The following is a 26,006-nucleotide window of genomic DNA, read 5'->3' on the forward strand; positions in this document are numbered from 1 at the left end:
GTCTGTATGCCACCTGTTTCCGCAAGTTTCTAGCTTTGCTTGTAGCCGCATCCTCCGCACTTCCCCGCCTCATCCAAAGCCGTTTCGCAATTCGGGCTGGAACCCGGCTTCGTTTTAGCATGCCGGAGGTCGTTTTGAATCTCCTCCTGAAGGTCATCCATCATCTCCAGAATCGCATCGATCCCCGTTTTTGCCCCAGTCTCCGCTGTGCTTATTCCTCCACCCGAGCTGCTTCCGGAGGTCATGGCATTTGTCATGCTCGCTTGTTGGTACACCTGTACGGGGCCGATCATGTCTTGCGCAGCCGCTTTGACAATCATATCCTGAATCTCATCGGGATAATTGAAACTAAGGACGCGCAGCTCCGTGATGGTCATCCCATTTTCCAGCACCTGCTTATCGAGGTCTGCCCGAATTCCTTCGGCGATCTCCTGCGCGTTTGCCTGCAAATTGTACATATTCTGACCTTCGCGGCTGATCCACTTCATGAGGAGCAGGTCCAGGATGGACACGATCCGAAGCTTCACGTTTTCGACCAGATAGATATCCCGGATACCCGCAATGTTCTCGATGAACGTGACGTAATCGACCACCTTGAACGTAAACACTCCGTTAGCGCGTACAGGCAAACCTCCTGGGACCAAGGACGACTGCAGCATGATCGGGCTTCGGGTTCCCCAATTCACGGTGAATTCCTTCGTATTGACGAATAGAACCTCCACACGAATGCCGCTGTTAAAACCAAACCACGCCCCTTTAAGGGTTGACAGAAATGGAAGTATACTCGAATCAATCTCATATTCCCCATCGTCCCGAAAGATCCCTTCGATTTTGCCGTTGTAAATGAACACCGCATCTTGCCCCGGTCGGATCACTAATTTGCTGCCCCGCTTGATCTCCGAGTTTTTCCACTTCCAAAAAATCATATCGTCCCGGAATTCGTCCCATTCCACCACGCTTGCAAACTGATTGCGTAAGCTCATGTCCTGATCTCCCTCCCCTTAAAACGATCCTCTGCTGCCGCTGTAGGAATGGCCTCCAGGTGTGGTTCCTCCGTCGCCATCGCTTGAGCTGGAGCTGCTTTTCTCGATTTTGCGGCTTGTCGTGCTCGTATGGGTATACTTGTCCGAGTAATCCAAAAGCCCCGATGTTCGGGTATTCTCGTATGTGTCCGATGTGACCGTGATATGGCTGCCGGATCGGCGCAGCATCCCCCTTACGATCAGCCAGCCGACCAATAACGAAAAGCCAAGCTGAACCCAGATATTAAAAAAGATCAAGTCAGGATTGACGTTTGGGTTCACACCCATGTATCGATGTACAGACTCTATATACTTTTGAAATGCAAGCTAATAATTGCCATCCGTCAGGTCGGGCGATACTTCTTTCCGGATTTTACTCAGCCTGCTACCGTTCAGATACGTTTCCCCTTTATAAAATCCGGCCACAAAGACCTCCCTATCGCTCATATTCAGCGCCAAGATCGTCGCATTCCCATGAGGCCTATCGAACCCGGGGGCCATGTTATCATAAAAATCCTCGATTAGCCGCTTCACATCATAGCCTTCATCGCTGTAGGTCACCACAAGGATGTCTGTTTCGCGTTCGGCACTGTATTGATTCGCCAGTCGATTCAACTCATCGTATTCTTCCTCGTTCAGGAGCTTCTCAGAGTCGTAAATAAGCTGCTTATCGGGAACGGAGGACGCTCCTTCGGCGGTCAGCTTAGCGGGCGCGGCCAATACGAGCAGCAGCATAAGCAAGACGGCAAGAGAGAACGTTCTTGTCTTGTTCACCATGGCAACCTCCCATCGATAATCCACGAGGAAAGCTCCTGCAGACTTATAAAGAACAGGGCGGAAATGCCGGTGAACCAGCAAGTCACCTTAAATCTGCTCACAGGCGGCTTGCCTGCTACTTTGCCCGTGCGTCCGTTCAAGGCGAAGGTATGCTCCGTTTTGTCAAAATCGTAGAGCACGATCCATACAGGAAGAAGAACATACTGGGCTTGCTGTGTTCTCGTATCAATAGAAATATCCTGGTAGCTTACACTGTCGTATTCTGACATCGTGCCGTCGATGTAATCGTCTATGTATTCCCTGATTTTTGTTTTGACCCGTGGAAATAGTTCTTTCTCATTGTAGCTGTATTTCTCGGCAATATATCCCGACAGATAGGCGGTGCTAAAATCCTCCAGCCGATCATACGGAAAAGGCTCCAGGTGATCCATCAGCCTGTCGTCCATCTTTTCTGCCGCGTCCACCGGCACTTTGACGTATTCCAGGCAAATTTTCCGGTAAACGTCATAGTACTTCGTATCCGTATACTCATAATCACCGGATGTGTACGTATTGTTTTTCTTGCCGGTCGCCTGCACCTCGACATCGCTGTGCAGATTGTACAGCCAAAAGGGCACGTACATGGCGGTTAGCTTCTTGATACGGTCGGCCGGCTTAAACCGGGCGGGCGTAAACAATCCGCGCTTGCACCATTTCCGAAACGCCTTAACAGCCTCTTCCTCACTCACCGTGAAAGGGATGATCTTGGCCGGAGCCAGCTTTCCTGTAAGTCGTTCGCTCAAAACGACGGGAGAATCGCAAAATTTGCAAGTGGTCGCGCTCGTCTCATGATCAGCGATGATCACAGCGCCGCAGTTATTGCAGCAATACTCCTTTGCCACATCCTCTTCCGAAAAAACATAACTCGTAAGCACGTCAGGAATTTGTAAAATATTATCCTGCCTTCCGCAGCCGGAACAGGTTAACTTCCCCGAATCGACATCGAATACCATTCCGCTTCCGCAGCCTGGGCATTTGTACTCAAGTACTGGCATGTTCTCACCTCTGAAAAAGCGTTAATGACTTGTTATCCCCTGTTTGCAGGAGCTACTTCATACCATAATAATACATCAGAACCAGGAAAAAGGATTCATATTTTATGTCAACAAAAACAAGCCCGCGGCTTTTACGCATCCGCGGGCTTGCCCGTATCTATCCTCGGTTTACACTTGTTTGAATTCGATCCAGTCGATCTGCAGGCCCGGTTTCACGAAATCCAGCTTCAGCTCATAAAGGCCTGCTTCAAGGGCGACTTTGACCAGCTTCTGCTTGATCCACCGGCCATCCGTGCCGTTCGTTTGGATGGTCGTCACCGGTTGGTCGTTCAGCATTACGTTGCAGGCGCTTTGCGCAAGCTCCGATTCCGGCGATATGATGCGCACGATGATCCGGTACTCGCCGGCCTGATCCACTCGGATCACCGTCGATCCCGCCGCGGCAGGCTTCACCTGAGCGTTGTCCGACAAAACTTGCGCCTCTGCGGAAGACAGGCCCGGATTGGCCATGAATGCGGCGACGGCTTTTTCGATCACCTGTTTTCTCGAAAATACCGGCGCGTGCATAATGAACTCGCAAATATTCGCGGCGTTGCGCTGCAGTTCCCCGCGGGTCAGCGTCCCGTTCTCCAGCGATTCCAGCGTATTGTCGTCCCATGCGTTGATTTCCGCACCGTAGTTCATGACGACCATGTACAGGTCGTTCTGCGCGCGGACCATCCAATTCGTATTTTTCCGGTCGGCAGGTCCTCCGTTTACCACGTCGTTCATAATTGCCCACCAGTCGGTCATCACGATCCCTTTGAAGCCCCACTCCCCGCGAAGGATCGTGGTGTTCAGATCGTAGTTCGATGCCGCCCAGTGTCCGTTCACCGGATTGTAAGACGTCATGATCGAATTCGCGCCGCCATGTTTAACGGCAATTTCGAAGCCTTTCAAATAAATCTCCCGTAAAGCGCGTTCGGAGACGATGGCGTCAACTTTGCTGCGGAATTTCTCCTGGTTGTTGCAGGCAAAATGCTTCAGCGTGGCGTTCGAGCCGCCCTTCATGATCCCGCGCGTGCAGGCTGCGGCGAATTCCCCGGAAATGAGCGGATCCTCGGAAAAATATTCAAAGTTCCGTCCGTTCAACGGACTGCGGCGAATATTGAGGCCCGGACCGAGCAGCGCATCCACCTGGTAGCCCAGCAGCTCGCGGCCTTCCAGGACGTACAGCTCCTCTACCAGCTCCGTGTTCCATGTCGCGGCAAGCAGCGTGCCGATGGAAACCTGCGTCGCTTTCTGCCCGGTATCCATCCGGATGCCGGAAGGTCCGTCCGCGCAGCAGGCCACCGGAATGCCGTAATGCAGCAGGCTGTCGCTGACCCCGCCAAAGGCGGATGCCGTGCCCGGCGTCACAAGCGGACTGCTCATGCCTTCTCCCCGTACGATCACCGCCAGATCCTGATCGCTGAACTGGGCGATGAAATCCTCCATGCTGACTTTGCCTTCATGCACGTCTTTTAATTTGTAGCCGCGGTTGCCGGTTTGCGCGAGCGCCCGCGGCAGATTGTTCTGAATCCGGTCCGCCATGGAGATTTGGCGCGTCGGCACATCGGCATAGGTCAGTTCATATGACCCGTCCGCTTGGCGCGTCCCCGGCTGCAAACGCTTGAAGCCTTCCGTCGGCGCCATCGCTTCCTGCAGCTGCTGAACGACCCGAAGCTCCTCCACCGTGTAGCCGCTTTGTCCATCCACAGGAACTTCCGTCAAATGCTTGACGCTCGTTCCTGCAAACAAGCGGTATGTTCCTGCTTCCAGCACATAGGCGGAGGGATGTCCCGTTACACCGGCGTCATCGTAGGATGCTAAGGCTTGCACCGGGAAGCTGATCGTGAGGTGCTCCGATTCGCCCGGCTGCAGAGATTTTGTTTTGCCGAATGCGGCCAGAACCTTGGCCGGCTTGCCCAGCTTGCCCTGCGGCGCTTCAACGTAGACCTGGATGACTTCTTTACCGGCGAATTCGGTTCCAATGTTCTTCACCGTTACGCCGAGCTCCAGGTATTCGGCTCCATCCTTCATTACCCGCTTTGCTTCTTCCGGCTGGATGCTGAATTCGGTATAGGACAAACCAAATCCAAATCCAAACTGTACCTTGTCCGGGGCAAACGTCTCAAAATAGCGATATCCTACGTATATGTCTTCCTCATAGAAATTTTTAAACTCATTGCCGTAATTGCGGGTCGACGGATAATCCTCGATCGAATACGCGATCGTATCCGTCAGCTTGCCGCTTGGCGTTACATCTCCGGCCAGCACATCAGCAATCGCATTGCCGCCTTCCATGCCGCCATGCCACGCATAGATCACGCAAGGAATCGGATGCACGTGGCTTTCATCACACAGCCAGCTCATGTCGATAATATTGGATACGTTCAGCACGACGACCGTTTGCTCGAAATGAGCCGTCACCTGCTTCAGCATCGCCTTTTCCTCATCCGTGAGCAGATAGCTGCCCGGTGCAATCGCGTTATCCTGATCCTCTCCCGCCGTGCGGCCGATGACCACGATCGCTTTGGTAGATTGGGATCTGGCTTCAGCTACCAGCTCGTCGCTGAGCGGCATCTCCTTCTGATGCCAAGGCTCGGCTGCCCAGCCGCCTCCACCGTTGTCGAACGGATTTTGCTCAATCCATTGTTCATAGACCGCTGCCAATTCTTCATTGACGTTGACGTTTGACTTGCTCCGCAGTCCGTCCAGCAGATTCGTTGTGTGCGTTACATGAACGCTTCCTCCCGAACCTGTGCCGCTGCGGTAATAGTTTACCTGCGTCCGGCCAAAAACTGAAACGTTTTCGGAACCGCGAATAGGCAGCACTTGGCCTTCGTTTTTTAATAGTACCGCACCTTCCGCAGCGACCTTTCTGCTGAATTCAGCGAATCCCTCGAGTGGAGCTCCGACATTTTGTGTGCTCATGGTTTCCCTCCTAAATTGCCCTCTGTATAGTTGAAAATCTATGTAAAAACAGTGATCACGAAAGTTTGCATAGGCCGCGACAGAACGATTTCAGCCTAGTCTATATAGTATCATAGCGGCATAAGGGTTAGAAGCCAATAAAGTCTCATGCTCGTATTTTTATTTTTAATGTGTCATGAACTCCGTCTGATTCGTTCCGATTACCTCACTTTGCAGTGCAAGGATCAAACGCTGATCTACCCATCCATCGTTTCATGATTTTGAACGAATTTTGTCGATTCCTCCTCCAGGTCTCCCTGATTTTGTCTTTTTTTGTCCAGAATCCGTTCAGAGCGTTCATGTACAATGAGCTCTTGACCCCATGTATCAACCATTCCGGATGATATGAGCGGCAGAGACATAACTATGAAATGGAGGAGGAATACACGCTTTATGAATAGGAAATATCAACGCTTCATCAGTATGCTTCTCATATTATTATTGGCGGTGCCCTGGATCGCAGGCTCGGTTCACGCTAGAGCCACGCCGCCCGAACCGGGCGGAGGCGGCATCATCACCTGGCAGTCCCTGAATGACTCGACCATCCGGTTGAGCTGGACATCCGCGACGGATCCCGACTTTGGCCAGAATACGCTGTCGTATCTCGTTTACCAATCTGATTCCGATGATATTGACACGCTGCAAAATATCGAAAACGGAACGCCGATCGGAGATTGGGAAACGAACATTCAAGCGAAGGACATCCCGAATTTCTCCTGGGCTCAGCTCAGCTATTTCAATGTCGTCGTCAAGAACGGCTATGGGGAAATGGCCGTCTACAGCATGTTGAAGATCGCTTCTCCACTAGCTAAGTTGAACCAGGAGATCAAGAACTATAGATCCGCCGTTCGTTTGGACCCCTCTATTGTTCCAACGAATGTCCTCACCGCATTGAACGACACGGAAATCGTGAACACCTCGTTGCTCGCAGACTTTTCGGAGAAAGAACAGCTGGCCGTTGCCGAAATGGCATCCGACTTTGTACCCGCTGGCGGATATGTTACCAAGAGTCAGGTTCAGTTCATCGTGGATGCGGCCTACAAAGGTGTCCTTGTCTCCCAAAAGCATTCACTGACAGATATCGGGGCCGCACTGCTGGATCTCTACACCCTGCTCAGTACCGCAAAGGAGAATTTCAATACAGATCAATCCGATCAAATTCAGGAGGTTGCCTTAAAGTATACCCAGGGAACCGAAGCCGACCGTAACGTCATTGCTTATATGGTCAAGTTCAATTACGCAATGTCCATTGAACAAAGTCTCGGTCAGCGCACGTATGCACTTCTGCAGATTCCAATGATAGTGCCATCATTTAACGAGGCGTCTGCGACGAAGGAAAATATGCTGCAAACCCTGGAACAGCTGTATGGCTATCAAATGTTGACCGAACAAGCCCCTGTGGAAATCGAGCCGTTCCCGCTTGATTTCAGCAAGCTGGAGGATCTGTCGCCGGAAAGCGAGCAAGCGTCTCTACTGGCCCAGTGGATGCTGGATAAACGGCCAGCCGGAGGTTACGCCACCGTCCAGAGCATTCAAAAGGCCTTTAATGCCTTTTTCAATCCGGAGCAAGTCCCAGATCCGACGCCGACGCCAACACCAGACCCGACGCCTGATCCCGTCACACCGGCACCTTCGACTGGAGGGGGATCGTCTTATACGCCTGCCCCGACAACCAAACAGGAACAGATCGTCATCAACGTGAATGGCTTGAACGGAACCCATCTGGTGCAAATACCGATTACGCGCACAACCCAGACTAATGGCAAAATTTCGGATTTGGTTACATTCAATGAAGCCCTGACCAAAGCGGCGCTGGATAAAGCCAAGCAGCTTGGACAAACCACGGCGCGCATCCTGATTCCGGACGCCAAGGACGCCGTTTCCGAAACGCGCATCGAGCTTCCGAGAACGGTTGTGAAGCAATGGGCGAACGGCGGCATCAACCTGGAGATTTCCACTCCGAACGCCTTGATTACGATTCCAGCACAAGTCTTCACCGGGTATGACCAAGACCTGTATTTTAGAATTGTTCCGATAAAGCAGGATTCCGAGCGCAAAAGCGTTGAAGCACGCGCTGCTAATGACAAGCTCATCACAAGCCTGGTGCCGAATGCGCATGTTCAGGTTCTGAACCGTCCTGTAGAAATCGAAACCAACATGCAGGAGCATGAAGTGACGATTACGCTTCCGCTAAGCAGCAGCCTTCCGGCGGATGCCACAGCGCGCCAGCAGGCGCTGGACAATCTTGTGATCTACATCGAGCACAGCGACGGCACGAAGGAACTGAAGCAGGGCAAGCTTATCCAGCTTGAGGACGGTAGTGATGGTATCCAGTTCACAATCAACAAGTTCAGCACCTTCACGCCAATCGTCGTGGATGGCTTGAAAGCAGCTCAAGATGCGGCAGCTCGTCATCCTTACATCCAGGGATTCGGCTCCGATTTCCGTCCGGATGTGTTCGTGACTCGGGCCCAATTGGCCGCTATGCTCGCACGCAACCTTTCGGATGCATCCGTTCCACCCGCCAGCGGCAGCTTTAACGATGTAGCCTCCGGCTACTGGGCACATGACGATATCCTTCTCACGCAAACAGCAGGCTTGATGAAGGGCATGACGGACGAACAATTCAATCCGGAAGCCGGGTTAACCCGGGCTCAGCTGGCCATGATCGCCTATCGTTGGGCACAGCAGCATTCCGATTCCTTGGTAACCGCAGGCAGCACAGCCGCTTTTACAGACGTTGACGCGAACAGCTGGGCTTCTCAAGCCATCTCCTACGCTCAATCCGCAGGCTTGATGCAAGGTTATGGCAACAGCACCTTTAAGCCGGACAGCAAGCTCACGCGCGCTGAAGCGGTGAAGGTACTGAACATTCTGTTTAAACGGACGCCTGTTACGGATCTTCACAGCCCGACCTTCGCGGACGTTCCCATAACCCACTGGGCCTACGGAGATATCGAAGCGGCGGCGAGCAAATAGGATACCGCTGTCAAACTAAATCTGTTCAAGCAGCCAGCATTCGGATCCCGTCCAATGCTGGTTGCTTTTTTTGGGGAGTGAAGCCGCAAGTAAAGATTCATGAAATAACTTCCAGGCGGAGTTTATCATCATTTTACAAATGAAATGTATACTAATCGTAAAAAGGCGGCCCATTCCGCCCTTGAGAGGAGTTTTACATGGGAATCCATACGTATTTTCAATCGTTAAACGATCTCGAACGCATCATTCGCACGCCAGGCAAATTCAAATTTGAAGAGCACAGCGTTTCCGCCCACTCCTGGAAAGTCGTGCAGTATGCCAAAACCCTGGCGGACATCGAGGAGAAACACGGCGTCACCGTTGACTGGAAAAAGCTATACGAAATAACGAGCAGCCACGATTATGGCGAAATCTTCATCGGCGATATCAAAACGCCCGTCAAACATCACTCCCTCGAGCTTCGGGCCATGCTGCAGCAGGTGGAGGAAGGCATGGTGGCGCATTTCATCGACGAACATATTCCGGAGGAGTTCCAAGCCATCTTCCGCAGACAGCTGCGCGAGGGCAAAGACGAAACCGTCGAAGGACGCATTCTCGAAGTGGCCGACAAAATGGACCAGGTCTATGAAGCCTTTGCCGAAATGGCGCGCGGCAACACGGAAAAGGAGTTTACCGTCATGTACCGCAACGCCCTCATTCAGATCAAAAGCATCAAGCTGCACTGCGTGGACTATTTCCTCCAGCATATTCTGCCTGACTTGGTACGCGAAGGCTCGCGTTCCCCGATCGACATTGCCCAAATCACGAACGAAGCTCTATCCTCCTAGCCTCTGCGGTTCCCCCTCCTTTTTCTCTTCCGGGTCATCTCGTTTTACTTTTCTTCACCCTTCCCCTGCTTGTCTGCCATTCTTTCCATTCCATTTCTTCTGTTACTTCAACTTCCCCATGTTTTTAATTCATCTTTCCTCCTTCTCTTTTCGCTTTTCCCTAAATATTTAACATAGATCTCTATGTGTTTGGATGTCTCCTTCCCGACTTCTGCTTTTGCTTTTGCTTCTACGTCTAAGTGACTGGTTTTTTCATTAACAATTTTGAATAAAAATTCCGAAATATTATTTAAATGTATCTTTGTTTTTTTGAAAATAAAAAACAGAGTTTTAGGCTTGCGACAAATTACATACAAAAGGGAGAGGCTCATGAAGATCATTACCAATCAAAAAATTTCGTTCAAGATCAACAGTTTAATCATTCTCTTTTTAGTTTTCCTGGCCGTCATCGGTATGATTGGATTCGCGTCGTTAATGTCCGTGAATACCAATGCGCAGAAGATGTACAAAGATAAGATGCTTCCCAATGAAGTGTTGAGCCAGTTAATTACGACCAGCATTCAAATTGATACCTATCAAACCAAGCTGATCCTTGGGGACGCCAGAGTGGATCGGGCAGGCACCACCGAGAAGATTGACCAGCTTAAGGCAACGGATGCGGCGACTCGAAAGCAGCTTGAAAGCTATGGCGAGCAGGCCGTGGATCAGGATCTGTACAAGCAGTACCTCAAATTGATCCAAAACGGTGAAGAGCATTACGCGCATGTAAAAGAGCTCCTCGGTGAGAACAATGCGACGGAAGCCTATGTATACTATGATTTAAATTTCCGGACCAATATCGATAGTATCGTAACCGTGCTTAGGCAGATGAAATCGGCGAATCTGGACAATGCGGAGGAGTTCAACCAAATCAACAGCAAGCAAGCCCGAAACAGCATGGCTCTCGTGCTGATTGTCATGCTGGCTGCGATCGTGATCAGCGGTACTGTTGGCTTCTTCATCTCCCGGCTCATGACCAAGCCGATCAAGGAGCTGCAGAAGGCTATGGCCATGGCGGAATCGGGCAACCTGGCGGTGAAAGGCGGCTACCAATCGAAGGATGAATTGGGTCAGCTCACGAAGAGCTTTAACGGCATGATTGCGGCGATTCGAGACATGATCTCCACCATGACCGGGCATTCGACCTTGATCGCCACCAATTCCGAAAAGCTGCTGTCCAACGCCGAAAAGATGACTCTGCACTCCTTCCGCAATGCAGAGGAACTGCAGGAGGTCGCTTCGCAGGCCGTCATGCAGTCCCATAGCATTCAAGAAAGCAGCCGTGCCGTCGAGGAAGTGGCCGCCGGAGTTCAGAAGATTACCGAAGCCACCGCATCCGTTGCAGACTTTGCCAATCAATCTTCGAAGCAGGCCGACACGGGCAGCGAGCGGATCGCGAGCATTCATCGTCAAATGAACGCAATTCTGGTCAGCTCGAAGGAAACGGAGGAAGTGATTCGCGACTTCCATCGTCAGACGGAAGAGATCGGACAGGCTGTGCTCACGATTCAGGGCATCGCAGAGGAAATCAACATTCTGTCGCTGAACGCTTCCATCGAAGCCGCCCGTGCCGGGGAATACGGAAGAGGCTTTGCCGTGGTTGCGGAAGAAGTGAAGAGATTGGCAGATTACTCCAAGCAATCCTCCCAAGACATCGTGAAAATCGTGGACAGCATTCAGGATCGTTCCTCCCATGCCGTCACACTGGTGGATAAAGAGCAGCAAGAGGTGCAGCGGGGCATGGCAGATATGCAGGCGGCCCAACAGGCCTTTGAAGAAATCAATGCATCCGTGCAGCAGTTGACCGGGCAATTGCATGAGGTGTCCGCTTCCGCGGAAGAAATCTCGGCAAGCACGGAGGAGGTGACGGCAACGCTTCTTCATATGAACGGGGCGATAGAGCAATCCTCGAATCAAACGGTACAGGTTGCGAAGTCCACGAATGATCAGGTCTCTGTCATTCAGCATATGAAGCAGGATGTCAACGATCTGAGCGGGGTTGCGGTCGAGCTTCAGGAGCTGACGCAGAAGTTTACGCTGTAAACCGATAAGGAACGGGCAAGTAAGCTAACGATAAAAAAAGACGTCTCCAATCCACGACGCGGGTGGTATTAGAGACGTTTTTTGCATACCCATGCCTAGTAAGCATGGTTCTTTATTATTTTGCGCGGATCGCATCCACTCTTGACTCAATGTATTCCGGTACATGCGCGATCGGAATATCAAGCGCAGCCGACAGCTCACTAAACAGCAAATGCTCCGCCTTTTTCATAAAGGACTCGTCCACCGCGCCCATCTTCTTGTGATCCTCCAGCAGCGTCTGCTTTTTGGCATGGATGGACATGGTGAGCCGAATCAGCACTTCGCAATCATGCGTCTTTAACGATGACTCATAATGTTCCACCAGCTCCCGCTGCACGCGGCTGTGATATGCTTCGGCATGGATGGAAGGAATCATGTCTATGAGCCGTTCGGCTTCTTCCTTGGAAATAATCGGACGCATGAAAATCCGGTTATTCTCCACAGGCGTGGAAATGCTGCACGCTTGATACAGCGGATCGAGAACATAATACAGCCTTTCGTCGCCTGATCTGGCAATATCCAAAAGCTTGATATCCGTAATCCGGCAAACTCCCGTATCTCCATAATGTATTAAATCGCCAATCTGATACATCCAAGCAAACCCCCTCGTTTTTTCATGGATGAAGCAGCCTATATCTATTGTAGACCTTTATTCGAGCCGGATGTAAGTTTTAATTTTCCTGCAGCCCAGTCTAGTCCATCTGAAATGCATCTTCCCTCCGCTTCCAGCGAATACTAACGACACCTTCATTAAATCTCAGTCGTTAGGAGATAAGCGCATGAACAGCCATGAAAAACACAAGGTTCCATGGCCGCGGATCGGCAGACGGTCAGAGCCTAAGCTGCATAAGGACGACATTACCATCGTCGACGCGGGCATGGCGAAAAAGGCGGTAATCGCCACAGCCCTGGGCAATGCGATGGAATGGTTCGATTTCGGAATTTATTCGTATCTTGCGGTCGTCATCGGAAAAGTGTTCTTCCCGTCCCTGAGCGGCTCTGTACAGCTGGTTTATACGTTCGCCACGTTCTCCATCGCCTTTGTCGTCAGACCTTTTGGAGGGCTGTTCTTCGGGCGCCTCGGAGACCGCTGGGGCCGCAAAAAAGTGCTGACCATCACGCTGCTGATGATGGCAATCTCGACCCTCTGCATCGGTCTCATCCCAAGCTACGCCTCGATCGGAACGACCGCCTCGGTGCTGCTGTTGCTGGCCCGATTGGTGCAGGGCTTCTCCACGGGCGGGGAATACTCCGGGGCGATGACGTTTATCGCCGAATCGACGCCTGACAAAAGGCGGGGGTTTCTATCCAGCGGACTGGAAGTAGGAACCCTGATCGGTTACATCGCCGGCTCCGGGCTGGTCACGCTGCTGACCTATCTGCTCGGTTCCGACCAGATGGTGGCATGGGGCTGGAGAATTCCTTTTTTCGTTGCGGCTCCAATCGGCTTGGTCGGATTGTATCTGCGCGGACATTTGGAGGAAACACCCGCCTTTGAAGCTATGGAACAGGCCAAGACGGAGAATAAGCCGAAAACACCCCTGCGTGAGCTGTTCGCGAAGCATTGGAAAGTCATGCTCATCTGTACCGTGCTTGTGTTCTTTTTTAATGTCGTTGACTACATGGTCCTGTCCTACATGCCTTCGCATTTGACGGTTGTGCTGGGTTACGGGGAAGGCGAGGGACTGCTCCTGATCCTGATCGTCATGTTTATCATGATTCCGATCGTCCTGGCGATGGGCCATTTCAGCGACCGGATCGGCAATAAGCGAATTATGCAGATTGGACTGGCAGGTCTGCTGGTTCTTTCGCTTCCGGCTTTTTTATGGATTGGCAGCGGCCATCTCGGGCTCGTATTTCTGGGCCTGATGATCCTGGCCGTTTTCCTCACCTGTTTTGAGGGGACGATGCCCTCCGTGCTGCCGGCGCTGTTTTTTACCGATGTCCGGTACGGCCTGCTCGCGATCACTTATAATATTTCGGCATCCTTGTTCGGCGGGACGACGCCCCTCGTCATGGCCTGGCTGATTAATTTGACCAAAAACAATCTTGTCCCGGCCTATTTTCTGATCGCCACGTCCATCATCGGTTTGGTCGTCGTAACCTTCTGGTTTACTGACACCTCGGGCAAAGCGCTGCGAGGCTCTCCGCCTGCCGTTGCGGAAAAGCACGAGATCAAGGAGCTGCTGGAGGAACCGGAAGAAGCGCTGTGGTGGCATGAAGAGCATGCCATGATTCAGGAGTCCGGCAAGGAAACGGAGGAAAGAACATAGTTTGACTGGCCTCGAACGGCTTGATGTATAAGTGGGCGCATTGTGGTATTCTTAACCTGATTTATTGGGAAAACATCCCCTCGGTCTTTACTGCACCAGGGGGTTGAAAGGGGCGCCCAGAGTGAACAAAACAGAGCGTTTGTTAGCCATCGTGCTGGAGCTGCAGCGCAAAAAGGTGGTTCGTGCCGAGGATTTGGCGGCTCTATTCGAGACCAGCGTGCGGACGATATACCGCGACGTGCAGGCGCTCAGCGAGGCAGGCGTGCCGATCATAGGCGCCACGGGAACGGGATATTCTTTGATGGAGGGCTATTTCCTGCCGCCGGTCAGCTTCACGGCAGAGGAAGCCGTGGCCTTGCTCATCGGGACGGATTTCATCGAACAGCGATTCGATAACCTTTACCGCGTTCGGGCCGGCGCCGCCCGCGGCAAAATTGAAGCCATTCTGCCGGAGAGCGTTCGCCAGGAAGCCTCGTCCGTACGCCAAACCATGCGCTTGCTGCCATCTAATCCCTCGCAGGCTGCGTCATCCCTGGAAAGGGAATATCTCGAAACGATCCGGCAAGCGATCTTGGATAAGCGAAAGGTCCGGTTTCAGTACGCCAGAAAAATTCCCGACGCCGAAGGCAAACGCCATAGCGTCCGTACGGTAGCTCCCTATGGGTTGGCTCTTCTTCACGGGTCTTGGATGCTCGTGGCCCGGTGCGAGTTGCGCCAGGAAATCCGCCATTTCCGCTTATCCCGGATGGATGAGCTCATCGAGCTGGAGGAACGCTTCGAGCTGCCCGCCCGCTTTGACTTGAAGGCGTACAAGCCTGCGGATGACCGGCACTTGCGGGTGCACATCCTTATCAATCCCGACATCACGGATAAAATAAAGGAATCGAATAATTATTACCTGGAAGACATGGAGGAACGCCCGGACGGATTTCATGCCTTCTTTCGCGTCCGCCATACGGACGAGCTGCTGCAATGGGTGCTCAGCTGGGGCGCGAATGTCGCCGTGCTGGAGCCTGCGTCCTTCCGGAACCGGATTCGGGAAGAAGCCGAAAACATGTTAAAGCGCTACTGAAACCAAAAAAACCACCGCCCCTCTTCAGATGAGGAATGCGGTGGTTTTTCGTTCTGGAGAATATTTAGGTTAACGTAAAATGATGGCTGTTCTCAGTTCTCAAGCAATGCCTTACTTTTTATCGAGCTGGATGCTGAATGAAGAACCGGCGTCACCCGCGAAAACGATCGTTCCGCCCTTAGGCAGGACGACTTGGTTTGAGCCGCTGACCTCGCTCATGTTCACGCAGATGCCCGCGGCGTCATAGACCGCGAATCCGCCTTCGACCGGCAGCTTTACGGTCATCGTCTTGCCCGCTGCAGCCGCAGGGACCGTGAACCATCTTGCGTAACCGTCATCCTTCACCGTCACGGTCGACTGCTTGCCGTGATAAAGCGGTTTAACCAGATCTTCGCTGACGAACACGCTTCCCGCCGTTTCAAGGTATTCGCCGCCGTCTTTTGAATAGAACTTATATTCCGCCGTATCGCGGCCACCCATGCCAGGAATTTGCAGAACGCTTGCCGCTGTGTCCGGTCCGGTTATTTTCTTGTCGTTCAAATATCCTGGAAAGTCCTTGGTAAGCTTCAATTCGAGCGTCGGCTTCATCAAGTACATGACCGACGTGTATTTCTCGTTCACCGGGTAATACGTTTTGCCTTCTCGCTTCAACCAGGCCGCTGCCGTTTCTTTCGTCACGGGGTTGCTGTCCAGCTTCTGGGCGAGATAATGGGACATCGCCACTTGCCCGAGCTCAGGTACCGTGCTGTATTGACGAATCCAGAGGTAAGTCAGACCGTTTGATTCCGTCACGAAGCTGATCTTGGCCGTCCCCGCTTCGTCCACGAACGTTCCATCTGCGGTGTATACATATTTCTCCGCCGGATATTCCGGCACATTCGGCACCGTGACGGACAAATTGCCGTCCTTCAGTTCAAGCTTGACGAGTTGGCCTGACGAGCCGTAATATCCGGCAAACTTCTTCAGGTCCTCCGGCAGGCTGGCCGGAACCGGTTTACCGAACGATTTGTCCGGCTTGATCTCCTTGACGGCCCCCTTTTCCTTCAATGCCTCCAGCAGAATCTGGGTGGCCAGAAGCTGGTTCGTCGAGCTGCTGCCGCCCGAGGATAACACGGCCGCAGCCATGTCCTGCTCCGGAAGAACGATCAGCGAGGCATGGTACAGGATCGTGTCTCCGCCCTTTACCACGGCCTGGATGCCGTAATCGTTAAACGGATACAGTCTTACGCTGTCCCAGCCGAGGCCATAATCAAAGGAATTGTCCGAATCTTTAGGCCAAAGTCCCTTTTTATATTCGGACTGTCCCATGGCCTCTACAGCTTTGGCAGAGAGAATGCTTTTCTCGCCGGTAAATATTTGCGCGAACCGCGCCAGATCCTCCGCCGTGGAGTAAATGCCTCCCGTGCCGATGACATTCACCGTTTCGTTGGGAAGCTGCTGCGGAATCGTAGGATAATACAGACCTGCGGTTTGAGCAGAATCCACCGTATCCTGCGAGGTCTTGGTATTCTTCATGTCCAGCGGCTCGGTGAAATACTGGTGCACAAACGCCGTAAACTTCATTCCGCTTACGCGTTCCACCAAAATTTCCGCCAGCGTAAAGCCGTCGTTGCAGTAGACCGAGAAGGCGCCCGGGTCGGCCTTCAGGTTTTGCCGGGACAGCTGCTGCAGCAGCGTATCATGGGCGTAAGGGTCCGAATCCTCGAACAAAAACGCGTTGTTCAAGCTGGAACCCTGAATCCCGGAAGAATGGTTCAGCAGCATGCGCGGCGTGATTTGCTTGTAACGTTCATCCTTCATTCTGAAATCCGGTATGTACTTCACCACCGGGGCGTCCAGGTCGATTTTCCCTTCATCGGCCAGCTTCATGACGGCAGCGGTCGTGAACATTTTGCTCGTCGAGCCGATACCATACATCGTGCCCGGGGTAAGCGGGACTTTCCCCTTTTCGTCATTTTTTCCGGCTTGGCCGGACACCTTGATGCTCCCGTGATCGATAAGCGCGTACTGAACGCTCGTCGTTCCGTATTGCTCGGTGAGCAGCGCCGCCTTTTTCGCTGCGAATGTTCCCAGCCCTTGGGCGGGTACCGCGGCTTCGGTGCCGGATGCCAGTGCGGCCGTCGGAACAAGCGGCGTCAAGATCAGCGCGGCGGTCAGAAGCCATGTCATCCTTTTTTTCATGAAAAAACCTCCTTTAATTGGATTATAGAATAGTACGTTTCAGGCCCCCATTTGGTTCAGTTTTCCAGTAAAAAAGGAATTTCGTCTCATTCTGCGGTTCCATCTAGGACCCGTCGTCTATCTCCGAAATTCCTAAAGGGGTCGATCGACGCCATTCAAAAAAACAGCCCCCCGGAAGGGAGGGCTGCCTAACTAACCACGCTCAACTGCCGGGTGGCGATGCCATGCCACATGACAGGGCCACCGCATGCGGCCTTGGCTTTAGTACACCCGGATTTCTACCAGCTCCGCGCTAGGAATGCCGTTCGTCTCCTCGATCACGACGCGCAGCGCATCAGTCCGGATCGGGCTCTCCAATCGGATACGGTTGCTTCTCCATCGGTTATCCCGGGCTGAAACCACCGTATCCCACGCCCCCCGGACCCGTGCTTCGATCCGGTACGACTTCACCAGCTCGGGGATGATATCGAATGGCGTACGGTGATGATGAAGGTTGATCAGGTCCTCATTCACATCATCGTTCCACGTCAAAAGGATATCGCTCAGGTCCATATTCTGCTCCCACGTCAATTGCAGCCAAGCCTCGCTCCCCGGCACGATCGGCTCGGATGCCCACAAATTCGGACCGCCGAACGGGCGCTTATATCCGCCTACCGCCTTCTCCGGCGCATAAGCAGCGGTCATGCCCCGGACCTTGAAGCAGAACGGCTGCCGGACCAGCGCCTTCATGCTCCAGGCCACGACTGGCTGATTCTCGTCGTGGTCCTCCAGATTGGCCGACGCGTTCGGGACCGCTCCCTTCTCGAAGGCGAGGACGCCGGTGAGCGGCTCGGACGACCGGTACAGGCGGACGGCCGGATTCCCGCGAATGATGACGAAGGCATTCTGCGGCGCATCCGGCGCCCAGGTAAGCGGCAGGGATACCCACTGCGCTTCGCCCTTGGAGACCGTCGCCTCCACTTCAGCTATCCTCGAATGCGGCACGTAGTTCTCCGGACGGCCGGTGTCCCATAACTCCACGACAAGCCGGGTGTCCTCAGACGCATCTACGAGCAGCTCCAGCCCTTCGACCGCCGGGTTCACCGGGAACAAGATCGCGGCATCCCGGCTCAGCTGAACGGGGGCATCCGGCTTGTCGACGGCGATGCTGCTGCGAACCGAGGAGGCCGTAACCCGCGCCAGGCGGGCCAGGTCGCGGCCATCTTCATGCCGCAGGCCGATGACGGAAGCGTCCTGGCGCAGCAGCGTCTGCTGCAGTTCTTGCAGATGCGAGAGGTACACGTCGCGCGGCGAAACGCCCTTTGCCGCGCACAGTGAAGCGGCGGTGCCGGCCGCTTCCCCCATGACGGCGCAGGTTGCCATGACGCGTGTCGTGCCGAACGCCACATGAGAAGCGCTGATGTTCCGGCCGGCGAACAGCAGATTTGTGACGTTCGCCGAGTACAGGCTCCGGTACGGGATATGATAGTTGCCGTCCGCGTGCATATGCTTGGAGCCGCTCGCTTCGGCATACATGCCCTGCGGCGGATGCAGGTCAATGGACCAGCCGCCAAAGGCGATGCGGTCCGGGAACGGCTCCTGCTGGATAATGTCGTTCTGGGTCAGCACATAATCACCGACGAAGCGGCGGTATTCCCTTTTCCCCGGGATGGAGCCGACCCATTCCAGGGTCATGTTGTCGGCCTCGAATTGGCCGGAATTTTTGATATAATCCCAAATGCCGTAAATGACGGACCACAGCTCATCCCGGATCACCTCATTGTCGTGCACCGTGTCCAGCTCGCCGCCCCACTCGATCCACCAATAATGGCAGCCCGAGTCGCCGCTGCGGATGACCCGTTTGATCGGGATCGGCGTCTGCGTGATGTCCTTCGCAAAGGAAGGCGGCACGAACCGGATCGGATGACCCGCGTCCTTCGTGTAGAACAGCAGCGTGCTGCCCAAGGTAATGCCGTCCGCTACCTCAGGCGCCCACGCTTCCCCGTATTCATGGGCAGCCTCACGGCCGATCCGGTGCCGGGCACCTGCCATGAAGCCGACGAGGCCGTCGCCGGTGCAGTCCAGGAACACCGGGCTTTCGAGGCGGATGCGCCGTTCGGAGCCCATCATCCAGCCGGTCACCGAGCGGATTCTCCGGTTCTCCTCCGGACCGCCCGCTTCGACTTCATGCACGTCGGTATTCAGCAGCAGCGTGATGTTCGACTCCGCCCGGACCGCTTCCAGGATAACCAAATCCCATAAATACGGATTGCCGTCCGGGTTGCGGTACTGATTCTCCACGAACAGCTCGCCCATGATGCCCGTCTCCCGCGCATACCGGTTGATGCCGTGCGCAGTCGCCCCGCACACCCACACCCGCACCTCGCTGCTCGAGTTGCCACCAAGAACCGGGCGGTTGTTCACGAGCACAACCTTGCTGCCGAGCCGTGCCGCCGCTATGGCGGCGCATACGCCTGCCAGTCCGCCGCCGATGACCGTGACGTCGCTTTGTATCGTCTCCGTTAGCATCTTCTCACCCTTTCACCGCTGAATTGGTCAAGCCTTGAATGATATAGCGCTGGCCGATCGCGAACACGATGATCATCGGGATGATACCCGCGGACGCCGCAGCCATCATGCCGTTATAGTCGACCGTATTTTCCAGGATAAAATTCTGAAGCCCCAGCGGAATCGTGTACAGCCGCTCGTCGATCAGGAAGACCAGCGCGTTCTCGTAATCATTCCACTGCCAGGAGAAATCGATGATGGCCAAAGTGGCCAGCGCCGGTTTGGCGAGGGGCAGAATGAGCCGGAAGAAAATCCGGAAGTGCCCCGCCCCGTCGATGAAGGCCGACTCGGAAATCTCATGGGGAATGGACAAGAAGAACTGGCGCAGCATGAATACGCCGAAAATCGTGAACATACCGGGCAGGATCAATGACCAATGCGTATTATAGATGCCGGCCCATTCAAACATGATGAACTTCGGCACGAACAGCACCTGTGGGGGAATCATCATCATGGATAAATAGAGCATGAACAGTGCATTTCTCCCCTTGAATTCGATCCGGGCGAAGCCGTATGCCGCAAAGGCGGACAGGAATGTGGCCCCGATCATCCCGATGAAAGCGATCTTCAGCGAGTTCAGGTAATAAGTGCCGAAGCTTTTCGGGCCGCTCCACACCTTCAGATGATGCTCCCACGTCGGATGCGCGGGAATCCATTCGATCGGGTATTTAAACACCTCGGTCGGGGTTTTCAAGGACGTACTGATCATCCATATAAAGGGCATGATCATCACGATGGCCAGCGCCAGCATGATCAGCGTCACCAGCAGCCGGCCCGGCGTGCCGGTAACCAGTCGTTTTTTGAGTTCCATGATGCTTCAGGCCTCTCTTTCTGTTAATAGTGGACCCAACGTTTCTGCCCGATCCATTGGATCGCGGTGATGATCAGGATGATGATGAACAGCGCCCACGAAATCGTGGCGGCGTAGCCCATATCGTAATAGCGGAAGGCGTTCTGATAGACGTACAGCGACAGGATGGTCGTGCTGTTCCCGGGACCGCCCTGCGTCGTCGCCTGAATGATGCCGAATGTCTTGATCGTCATGATCATGCCGGTTACGAGCAGCAGGAACGTGGTGGGACTGACGAGCGGCCAAATGATTTTGCGAAGCAGCTGTCCCGGACGCGCCCCGTCGATTTTCGCGGCCTCCAGCAGCTCCGGCGACACCTCCTGCAGCGCGGCCAAATAAATGATCATGTTATAGCCCATCAGGAACCAGACCCAGATGATATCGATGGCGAACATCGACGTCGTCGTGGTGGATAGCCATCCCGGCGGATGATCGATGCCGATGCCGCGAAGAAAGCCGTTGATCGGTCCCTGCTTCGGCTGAAACAGCAGCATCCAGACGAAGGCGACGGCGACCCCGCTCGTGATATACGGCATAAAGTACAGGGCTCGCAGCAGCTTTTTCAAATAGATCCGCTGGTTCAGGATAACCGCGACCACGAAGCCGAGCGCAATCGATACCGGTACCGCCACGAGGAAGAGGACCGTATTTTTCAGTGACAGGTAGAACAGCTTGTCGTGCAGCATCCGGATGATATTATCGAAACCGACGAACCCGACCTTGGGATTCATGAATTTATAATCCGTAAAGACCAGGCCCAGAGAGTATGCGGCCGGTATGAGAAAAAACAGCAGCACGCCGAGCATGCTGGGCCCGATAAAAACGTAACCCAGCCTGCGCTGCCTTCTCATCCAATGGTTGTTCATGCGTTTCCCCTCATTTCTTGATTTGATGTCCTCAGTCTAGCAAGCCGGAACCCTTCGCAGAAGGAACAAAACCATCGTCTTCATACCACAAAATGATGCAAAGCGCCGTGCGGTTTGCCGCACGGCGCTTGGTCATCAAATTGTTCTATGGCAGTTCAATGAGACAGCCATCAAACTTCGTTGTCCCTTGCCGCAGGTTGCGCCCTCGCATTCGAACGAGAGATCACTTCTGCGGATTGGATTTTAAATATTCGTTATGCCGTTTGACCATCTCCGAAACCGTCGTGTTCAAGTCCTGGGCTCCCAGGAAGTACTTTTCGTATTCCTGCGAGCGCAGGTCCATGACTTCCTGCGGAACGGTACGGACGAAGGTCGGCGTCTTGTTGTCGAACATAACATACATCAGGGATTCCTGGTCGTAGGTGTCCCCTTTATCGCCGAGCATGCTCTTCAGCGCCGCGTCCTGATCGGAATCCTTGGACGCAGGCAAGCGCCCGCCCGCCGCCATCGGCGCCATGCCGCCGTCCGCGTACCATTTCAGAAACTCCCATGCTTCCTTTTGATGCTTGGACTTGGCGTTGATCGAGATATAATCGCCCAAACCGCCACGGGTCACGTAGTTCGCCGCATCTTCTTCCAGTCTTGGCACCGGCGCGAACGCGATTTTGAAATCGCGCGGATAATCAGTGAAGTTGTTGGAGCTGCGGAGCAGCCATGCCCCGATGTTCAGCATCGGCACTTCGCCGCTGAGGAACATTTGCTCGACCGGCATTTTGGACGTCAGCTGCTCGCCGAGCGGCGGCGTCGTTTGATCATCCTTCATCATGCGGTTCAAGGACTCCAGCCATTTCCGCACCAGCGGATGATCCAGATTGGACGTCCCGTCTGCTTTGGTATAACCCTCTTTGGCGAGCACCGAGTCGATCGGATCGACATACGGCTCGGTGTTTTGAATGAAGCCGTATCCGTCGCCCTTTTTCAGTTTCTTGGCGTATTCCATCATCTCTTCCCAGGTCCAGTCCTTCGGAACCGGGAGATTGGCCGCATCCAGGGCGTCCTTGTTCAGCGCCACGAAGAACGAGCTTTTCGTGGTCGGCACGCCGTAATATTTGCCGTCGATTTTCCAGCCTTCGGCTTCCGGCCCCATTTTCTCATCGATATTATAGTCCGTGAATGAGCTCAAATCGGCCGCGGCCCCCGAGGTGACCCGTTTCGTCGCCTGCGAAGCGGAATAGTTGACGAACAAGTCCACGTCCTGGCCGGTCATGATCGCCGTATCCAGCTTCAGATTGCCCTCATCGTCGTTTACGTACCGCACGTACTCCACTTGAACGTCCGGGTGATCCTTGTTCCAGGCGTCCATGACCTCCTGCGGCCCGGCTTCCGGCGGAACGCCGCCCCACATTTTCAGCTTAACGGTACCGGAGGACGAAGCAGCCTTCGCATCCGCCCCTCCGGCTTCCCCTTTGCTACCGCCGCCGGAGCAGCCCGACATCACGCCCGCGATCAGCGCAAGCGTTACGAATCCCGCAAGCCAACCTTTTTTTCTCAATTGAAGCCCCCCGCATCAAATAGGATGGATATGTTGCAGCTCAAGGATAGCAAAGCAGCGGGTCACGCCGTAAGTAACAGAATCATGATTCCCATGGAACAGATATACGCAGTTGGGAGCTTATGCCGGCCGCGACAGATGCATTTTTGTTCTATTGCCTCATCCGGTACTGGCTCGGCGTTACCCCCGTCATCCGCTTGAAAATCTTAATGAAGTAGTTGTCGTTCATGAACCCGACGTTCTGGCAGATCCGATTGACCGGAAGGTCCGTCGTCGTCAGGTATTCGATCGCTTTCTCGACCCTGGTCCGGTGCAGGTAGTGGATCAGCGTCTCCCCGGTTTTCTTTTTGAACAGGGCACTGACGTAATTCTCCCCCATCATGACGTAACGGGCGAGCGATTTGAGCGTAATGTCCTTGTCATAATTTTGCTCGATATAGTCCATGATTTTATTCACTTCGGGATGAGTGATCTTCTCCCGGGTAGCCGCTGCCGGACGCTCGGACGGGGAACGCTGAGCCGACAGCTCCGTGCTGACCTTTACCAGCGTCTCCCGCAAATCCTTGACGCTCATGGACAGCTTCAAAATATAATTGGATGCGCCGTATTCCATGGCTCTGCGCATCGATTCAAAGTCGCCGATGCAGGTAAGCATGACGAACTTGGATGCGATGCCAGCCTTCCGCGTCTCCTGCAGCAGCTCCAGGCCGTCCATCTGCGGCATGACGATGTCGCACAGCACCAGATCCGGCGGATCCTCCTTGATCATCGGCAGTGCCTCCATGCCGTTGCTGGCCTCCCCGGCCAGCGTAAAGCCCATCTCCTCCCACCGGATGATCTCTTTGACCGATTCCCTCACGAACGTTTCGTCTTCCACCAGCAGTACCTTCCACATATGCGTCCACCCCTTTGCAGTTCGCTAGATGATATCGGATTGCCGTACACTTTCGTAGGGCTCGGACAGCAGCACCGGCAAATGCATGCGGCACAGCGTGCCCTGCTCAAGCGGTATGATCTCAAGCTCCCCTTTGTCCTTGAACAACAGGCGCAGCCGCTCCCTCACGTTTTGCAGTCCGATGCTCGGACGCTTGCGTCCTTCGCCCCGGTTCCTGCCGGGCTGCCCGATGCCAACGCCGTTGTCCTCGACCTCCAGCGTGAGCCGGTCCGGCAGCTGCGGGCTGCGACCCATCCGGATCCAGATCCGCCCGCCTTCCGCCATATTGCCGATGCCGTGCTGAATCGCGTTGTCCACCAGCGGCTGCAAGCTCAGCTTCGGCACCAGCGCGTAGACCAGCTCCTCGTCATAGCTGAACTCCACTTGAAAGCGGTTCCCATATCTCACCTGCTGAATGTAGAGGAACGCGCGCGTGAGCTCGATTTCGTCGCGGAGATGAATCAGGTCTACGTCGGAGTTCAGGCTTGTTTCGAGCAGCTTCCCGAGGGACAGGCAAATTTCCACGATCTCCTCGTTTCCGCCCCGCAGCCCGATCCACTTCATCGTATTGAGCGTATTCAGCAGGAAATGGGGGTTCATCTGGGCCAGCAGCATTTGAAAATGCACCGCGTCCTTCTGCCGTTCCTCAGCCCGCAGCCGCTGGACGAGTCCGTTCATATCGACCATCATCGCATTGAACGTCCGCGTCAGCTCCAAAATTTCGCCCTTGTAACGCTTTTCGGGCAGCCGGATCCGAAGATCCTTGCGGACCGCTTCCTTCATTTTTCGCTGCATATGGGACAGCGGCCTCGTAAACGCATGGGCAATCATGAACGCAACCGCAATAAAGGCGGCGGTAATGACGTAAAAGGTCACGAAATACTGCTTTTTCAGCGTTTCGATCTCCCGGAACAACAGATGGAGCGGAATCCGGTCTACGAGGTACCAATCCAGGGAAGACAGATAGCTGTAATTGACAAGCGAGTCGGACTGCTGATCCGTCCAATGGCCGCTTTGCGGCAGGCTTGCGATTTCTCCTATGGCTTCCGGAGACAGCGAAGCATCGGGGATGGACCTTGCGATCACCTCCCCGGAACGGGTCATAATGAAGTAGGCCTGATCACTCTCGGATTTTTGCAGCATGGATTGGAACCAGAACGAAAAATCGATGCTGATGCGCGCCAGGCCGTAAGCCCGGTTGCTGCGGTCCCGTAGTTCTGCGTACAGGGACAGCAGCGTGGGGCTCTTGCTGATATCCCGGGACACGTAATTGGCGTCGTCGGACACCCACAGATAGGAGCTCTTGGCCTCCTCCAGCGCCTTGAACGACGGGTTCGAGGCAATCTGGCTGTAATTCAGGGACTTATTCGGCGGATAAGACGTATATACATGGCTGCTGTTGTCGAGCAGCGTGAAGTAAACGGACGGATTGTACAGGAAAAAGCTGTTGTTCAGCCCTTTGAATTTGTCCTCCATAATCTCCTTGTTGTCCAGGACCGAACGTTCCTCCGGCTTCTGCAGGATGCGCCTGATTTCTGAATCCTGCTCCAGGAAGATCAAGGTTTTGAACGCGATGCTGAGCTGATCCTCGAGCGAGCGGTGCAGATTGTCCAGCTGTTCGTGGCTCTGCTCACTGATTTTATTTTGCACGAGCGATTCGATCTTTTGGTAGTTGTATAAGTTCAATACGCTGAACGGAAGCAAAATGACGAGCGCAAACACGGCAAACAACCGGTATTTCAGCTTGTGGGGAACGAGGTGGCCGAGCCATTTCCGCATCACGAGAACTCCTTTATACTCTTGGTGCTCCCATTATATCTCACGCGATGTCCATAGATAACAATGTTCGTGCAATACCATAAAAATGTAGCGTTCCGGGCCGCTAAAAGCATCAAATCGTTCTATTGACACGGGATGCGCCGGTTATCGACATGCCTAAACAGAAAGGCATTGCCGGTCTCCGCCGTGCAAAGATCG

Annotated in this window: 17 protein-coding genes and 1 pseudogene; 5 read left to right on the top strand and 13 right to left on the bottom strand. The window is 53.9% G+C overall.

Annotation, left to right across the window (positions count from 1 at the left end):
- Positions 1-29: 29 nt before the first annotated feature.
- The 4 genes and pseudogenes from PCH05_RS18290 to PCH05_RS18305 form a co-directional block, all read right to left on the bottom strand.
- Positions 30-983, bottom strand: a complete 954-nt coding sequence (locus PCH05_RS18290; protein WP_127604494.1) for an SPFH domain-containing protein — start codon at positions 981-983, stop codon at positions 30-32.
- Positions 984-1,001: 18 nt separating this feature from the next.
- Positions 1,002-1,799: pseudogene (locus PCH05_RS28115) on the bottom strand (TPM domain-containing protein).
- On the bottom strand, positions 1,793-2,833 hold the full coding sequence (locus tag PCH05_RS18300; RefSeq protein ID WP_127604496.1) for an FmdB family zinc ribbon protein: 1,041 nt from the start codon (positions 2,831-2,833) through the stop codon (positions 1,793-1,795). The pseudogene PCH05_RS28115 and the gene PCH05_RS18300 overlap by 7 nt, the downstream one beginning before the upstream one ends.
- 168 nt (positions 2,834-3,001) lie before the next feature.
- Positions 3,002-5,788, bottom strand: coding sequence for a glycoside hydrolase family 3 C-terminal domain-containing protein (locus PCH05_RS18305; RefSeq protein ID WP_127604498.1), 2,787 nt, complete (start codon positions 5,786-5,788; stop codon positions 3,002-3,004).
- 432 nt (positions 5,789-6,220) lie between these two features.
- On the opposite strand from PCH05_RS18305, the gene PCH05_RS18310 reads away from it, so the two are divergent.
- Both PCH05_RS18310 and PCH05_RS18315 read left to right on the top strand, forming a co-directional pair.
- Complete coding sequence (locus PCH05_RS18310) at positions 6,221-8,806, top strand: S-layer homology domain-containing protein (protein ID WP_164766709.1); 2,586 nt, start codon at positions 6,221-6,223, stop codon at positions 8,804-8,806.
- Positions 8,807-9,003: 197 nt separating this feature from the next.
- A complete protein-coding gene (locus PCH05_RS18315) occupies positions 9,004-9,633 on the top strand; it encodes a YfbR-like 5'-deoxynucleotidase (RefSeq protein WP_127604502.1) in 630 nt (209 codons plus the stop codon).
- A 107-nt stretch (positions 9,634-9,740) separates the two neighbouring features.
- Here PCH05_RS18315 and PCH05_RS27360 read toward each other — a convergent pair whose 3' ends face one another.
- On the bottom strand, positions 9,741-10,004 hold the full coding sequence (locus tag PCH05_RS27360) for a hypothetical protein (protein ID WP_164766710.1): 264 nt from the start codon (positions 10,002-10,004) through the stop codon (positions 9,741-9,743).
- On the opposite strand from PCH05_RS27360, the gene PCH05_RS18320 reads away from it, so the two are divergent.
- Positions 10,003-11,715, top strand: a complete 1,713-nt coding sequence (locus PCH05_RS18320) for a methyl-accepting chemotaxis protein (protein ID WP_127604504.1) — start codon at positions 10,003-10,005, stop codon at positions 11,713-11,715. The genes PCH05_RS27360 and PCH05_RS18320 overlap by 2 nt on opposite strands.
- A gap of 115 nt (positions 11,716-11,830) precedes the next feature.
- On the opposite strand, the gene PCH05_RS18325 is transcribed toward PCH05_RS18320, so the two are convergent.
- On the bottom strand, positions 11,831-12,346 hold the full coding sequence (locus tag PCH05_RS18325; RefSeq protein WP_127604506.1) for a CarD family transcriptional regulator: 516 nt from the start codon (positions 12,344-12,346) through the stop codon (positions 11,831-11,833).
- Positions 12,347-12,533: 187 nt separating this feature from the next.
- Here PCH05_RS18325 and PCH05_RS18330 point away from each other — a divergent pair, with 187 nt between their 5' ends.
- Both PCH05_RS18330 and PCH05_RS18335 read left to right on the top strand, forming a co-directional pair.
- Positions 12,534-14,027 carry an MFS transporter gene (locus PCH05_RS18330; protein ID WP_246049729.1) on the top strand — a complete coding sequence of 498 codons (1,494 nt, stop codon included), beginning with the start codon at positions 12,534-12,536 and terminating at the stop codon, positions 14,025-14,027.
- Positions 14,028-14,148: 121 nt separating this feature from the next.
- Positions 14,149-15,099: a helix-turn-helix transcriptional regulator gene (locus tag PCH05_RS18335; RefSeq protein WP_127604508.1), complete on the top strand. Its 951-nt coding sequence runs from the start codon at positions 14,149-14,151 to the stop codon at positions 15,097-15,099.
- A 111-nt stretch (positions 15,100-15,210) separates the two neighbouring features.
- On the opposite strand, the gene PCH05_RS18340 is transcribed toward PCH05_RS18335, so the two are convergent.
- From PCH05_RS18340 to PCH05_RS18370, 7 genes are all read right to left on the bottom strand, one after another.
- Positions 15,211-17,280 carry a serine hydrolase domain-containing protein gene (locus tag PCH05_RS18340; protein ID WP_127604510.1) on the bottom strand — a complete coding sequence of 690 codons (2,070 nt, stop codon included), beginning with the start codon at positions 17,278-17,280 and terminating at the stop codon, positions 15,211-15,213.
- A 261-nt stretch (positions 17,281-17,541) separates the two neighbouring features.
- Positions 17,542-19,788 (bottom strand): FAD-dependent oxidoreductase, encoded by a 2,247-nt coding sequence (locus PCH05_RS18345; protein WP_127604512.1) that lies wholly within the window; start codon positions 19,786-19,788, stop codon positions 17,542-17,544.
- A gap of 4 nt (positions 19,789-19,792) precedes the next feature.
- The gene (locus PCH05_RS18350) at positions 19,793-20,638 is read right to left on the bottom strand and encodes a carbohydrate ABC transporter permease (protein ID WP_127604514.1); all 846 of its coding nucleotides are present in this window, start codon (positions 20,636-20,638) and stop codon (positions 19,793-19,795) included.
- 23 nt (positions 20,639-20,661) lie between these two features.
- The gene (locus tag PCH05_RS18355; RefSeq protein WP_127604516.1) at positions 20,662-21,543 is read right to left on the bottom strand and encodes a carbohydrate ABC transporter permease; all 882 of its coding nucleotides are present in this window, start codon (positions 21,541-21,543) and stop codon (positions 20,662-20,664) included.
- Between the two features lie 223 nt (positions 21,544-21,766).
- Positions 21,767-23,095, bottom strand: coding sequence for an ABC transporter substrate-binding protein (locus PCH05_RS18360; protein WP_246049730.1), 1,329 nt, complete (start codon positions 23,093-23,095; stop codon positions 21,767-21,769).
- A gap of 151 nt (positions 23,096-23,246) precedes the next feature.
- Positions 23,247-23,990: a response regulator gene (locus tag PCH05_RS18365; RefSeq protein ID WP_127604518.1), complete on the bottom strand. Its 744-nt coding sequence runs from the start codon at positions 23,988-23,990 to the stop codon at positions 23,247-23,249.
- 24 nt (positions 23,991-24,014) lie between these two features.
- On the bottom strand, positions 24,015-25,808 hold the full coding sequence (locus PCH05_RS18370; protein ID WP_127604520.1) for a sensor histidine kinase: 1,794 nt from the start codon (positions 25,806-25,808) through the stop codon (positions 24,015-24,017).
- Positions 25,809-26,006 lie beyond the last annotated feature (198 nt).

Source organism: Paenibacillus chibensis, from assembly GCF_004001045.1.
GTDB lineage: Bacteria > Bacillota > Bacilli > Paenibacillales > Paenibacillaceae > Paenibacillus_AQ > Paenibacillus_AQ chibensis.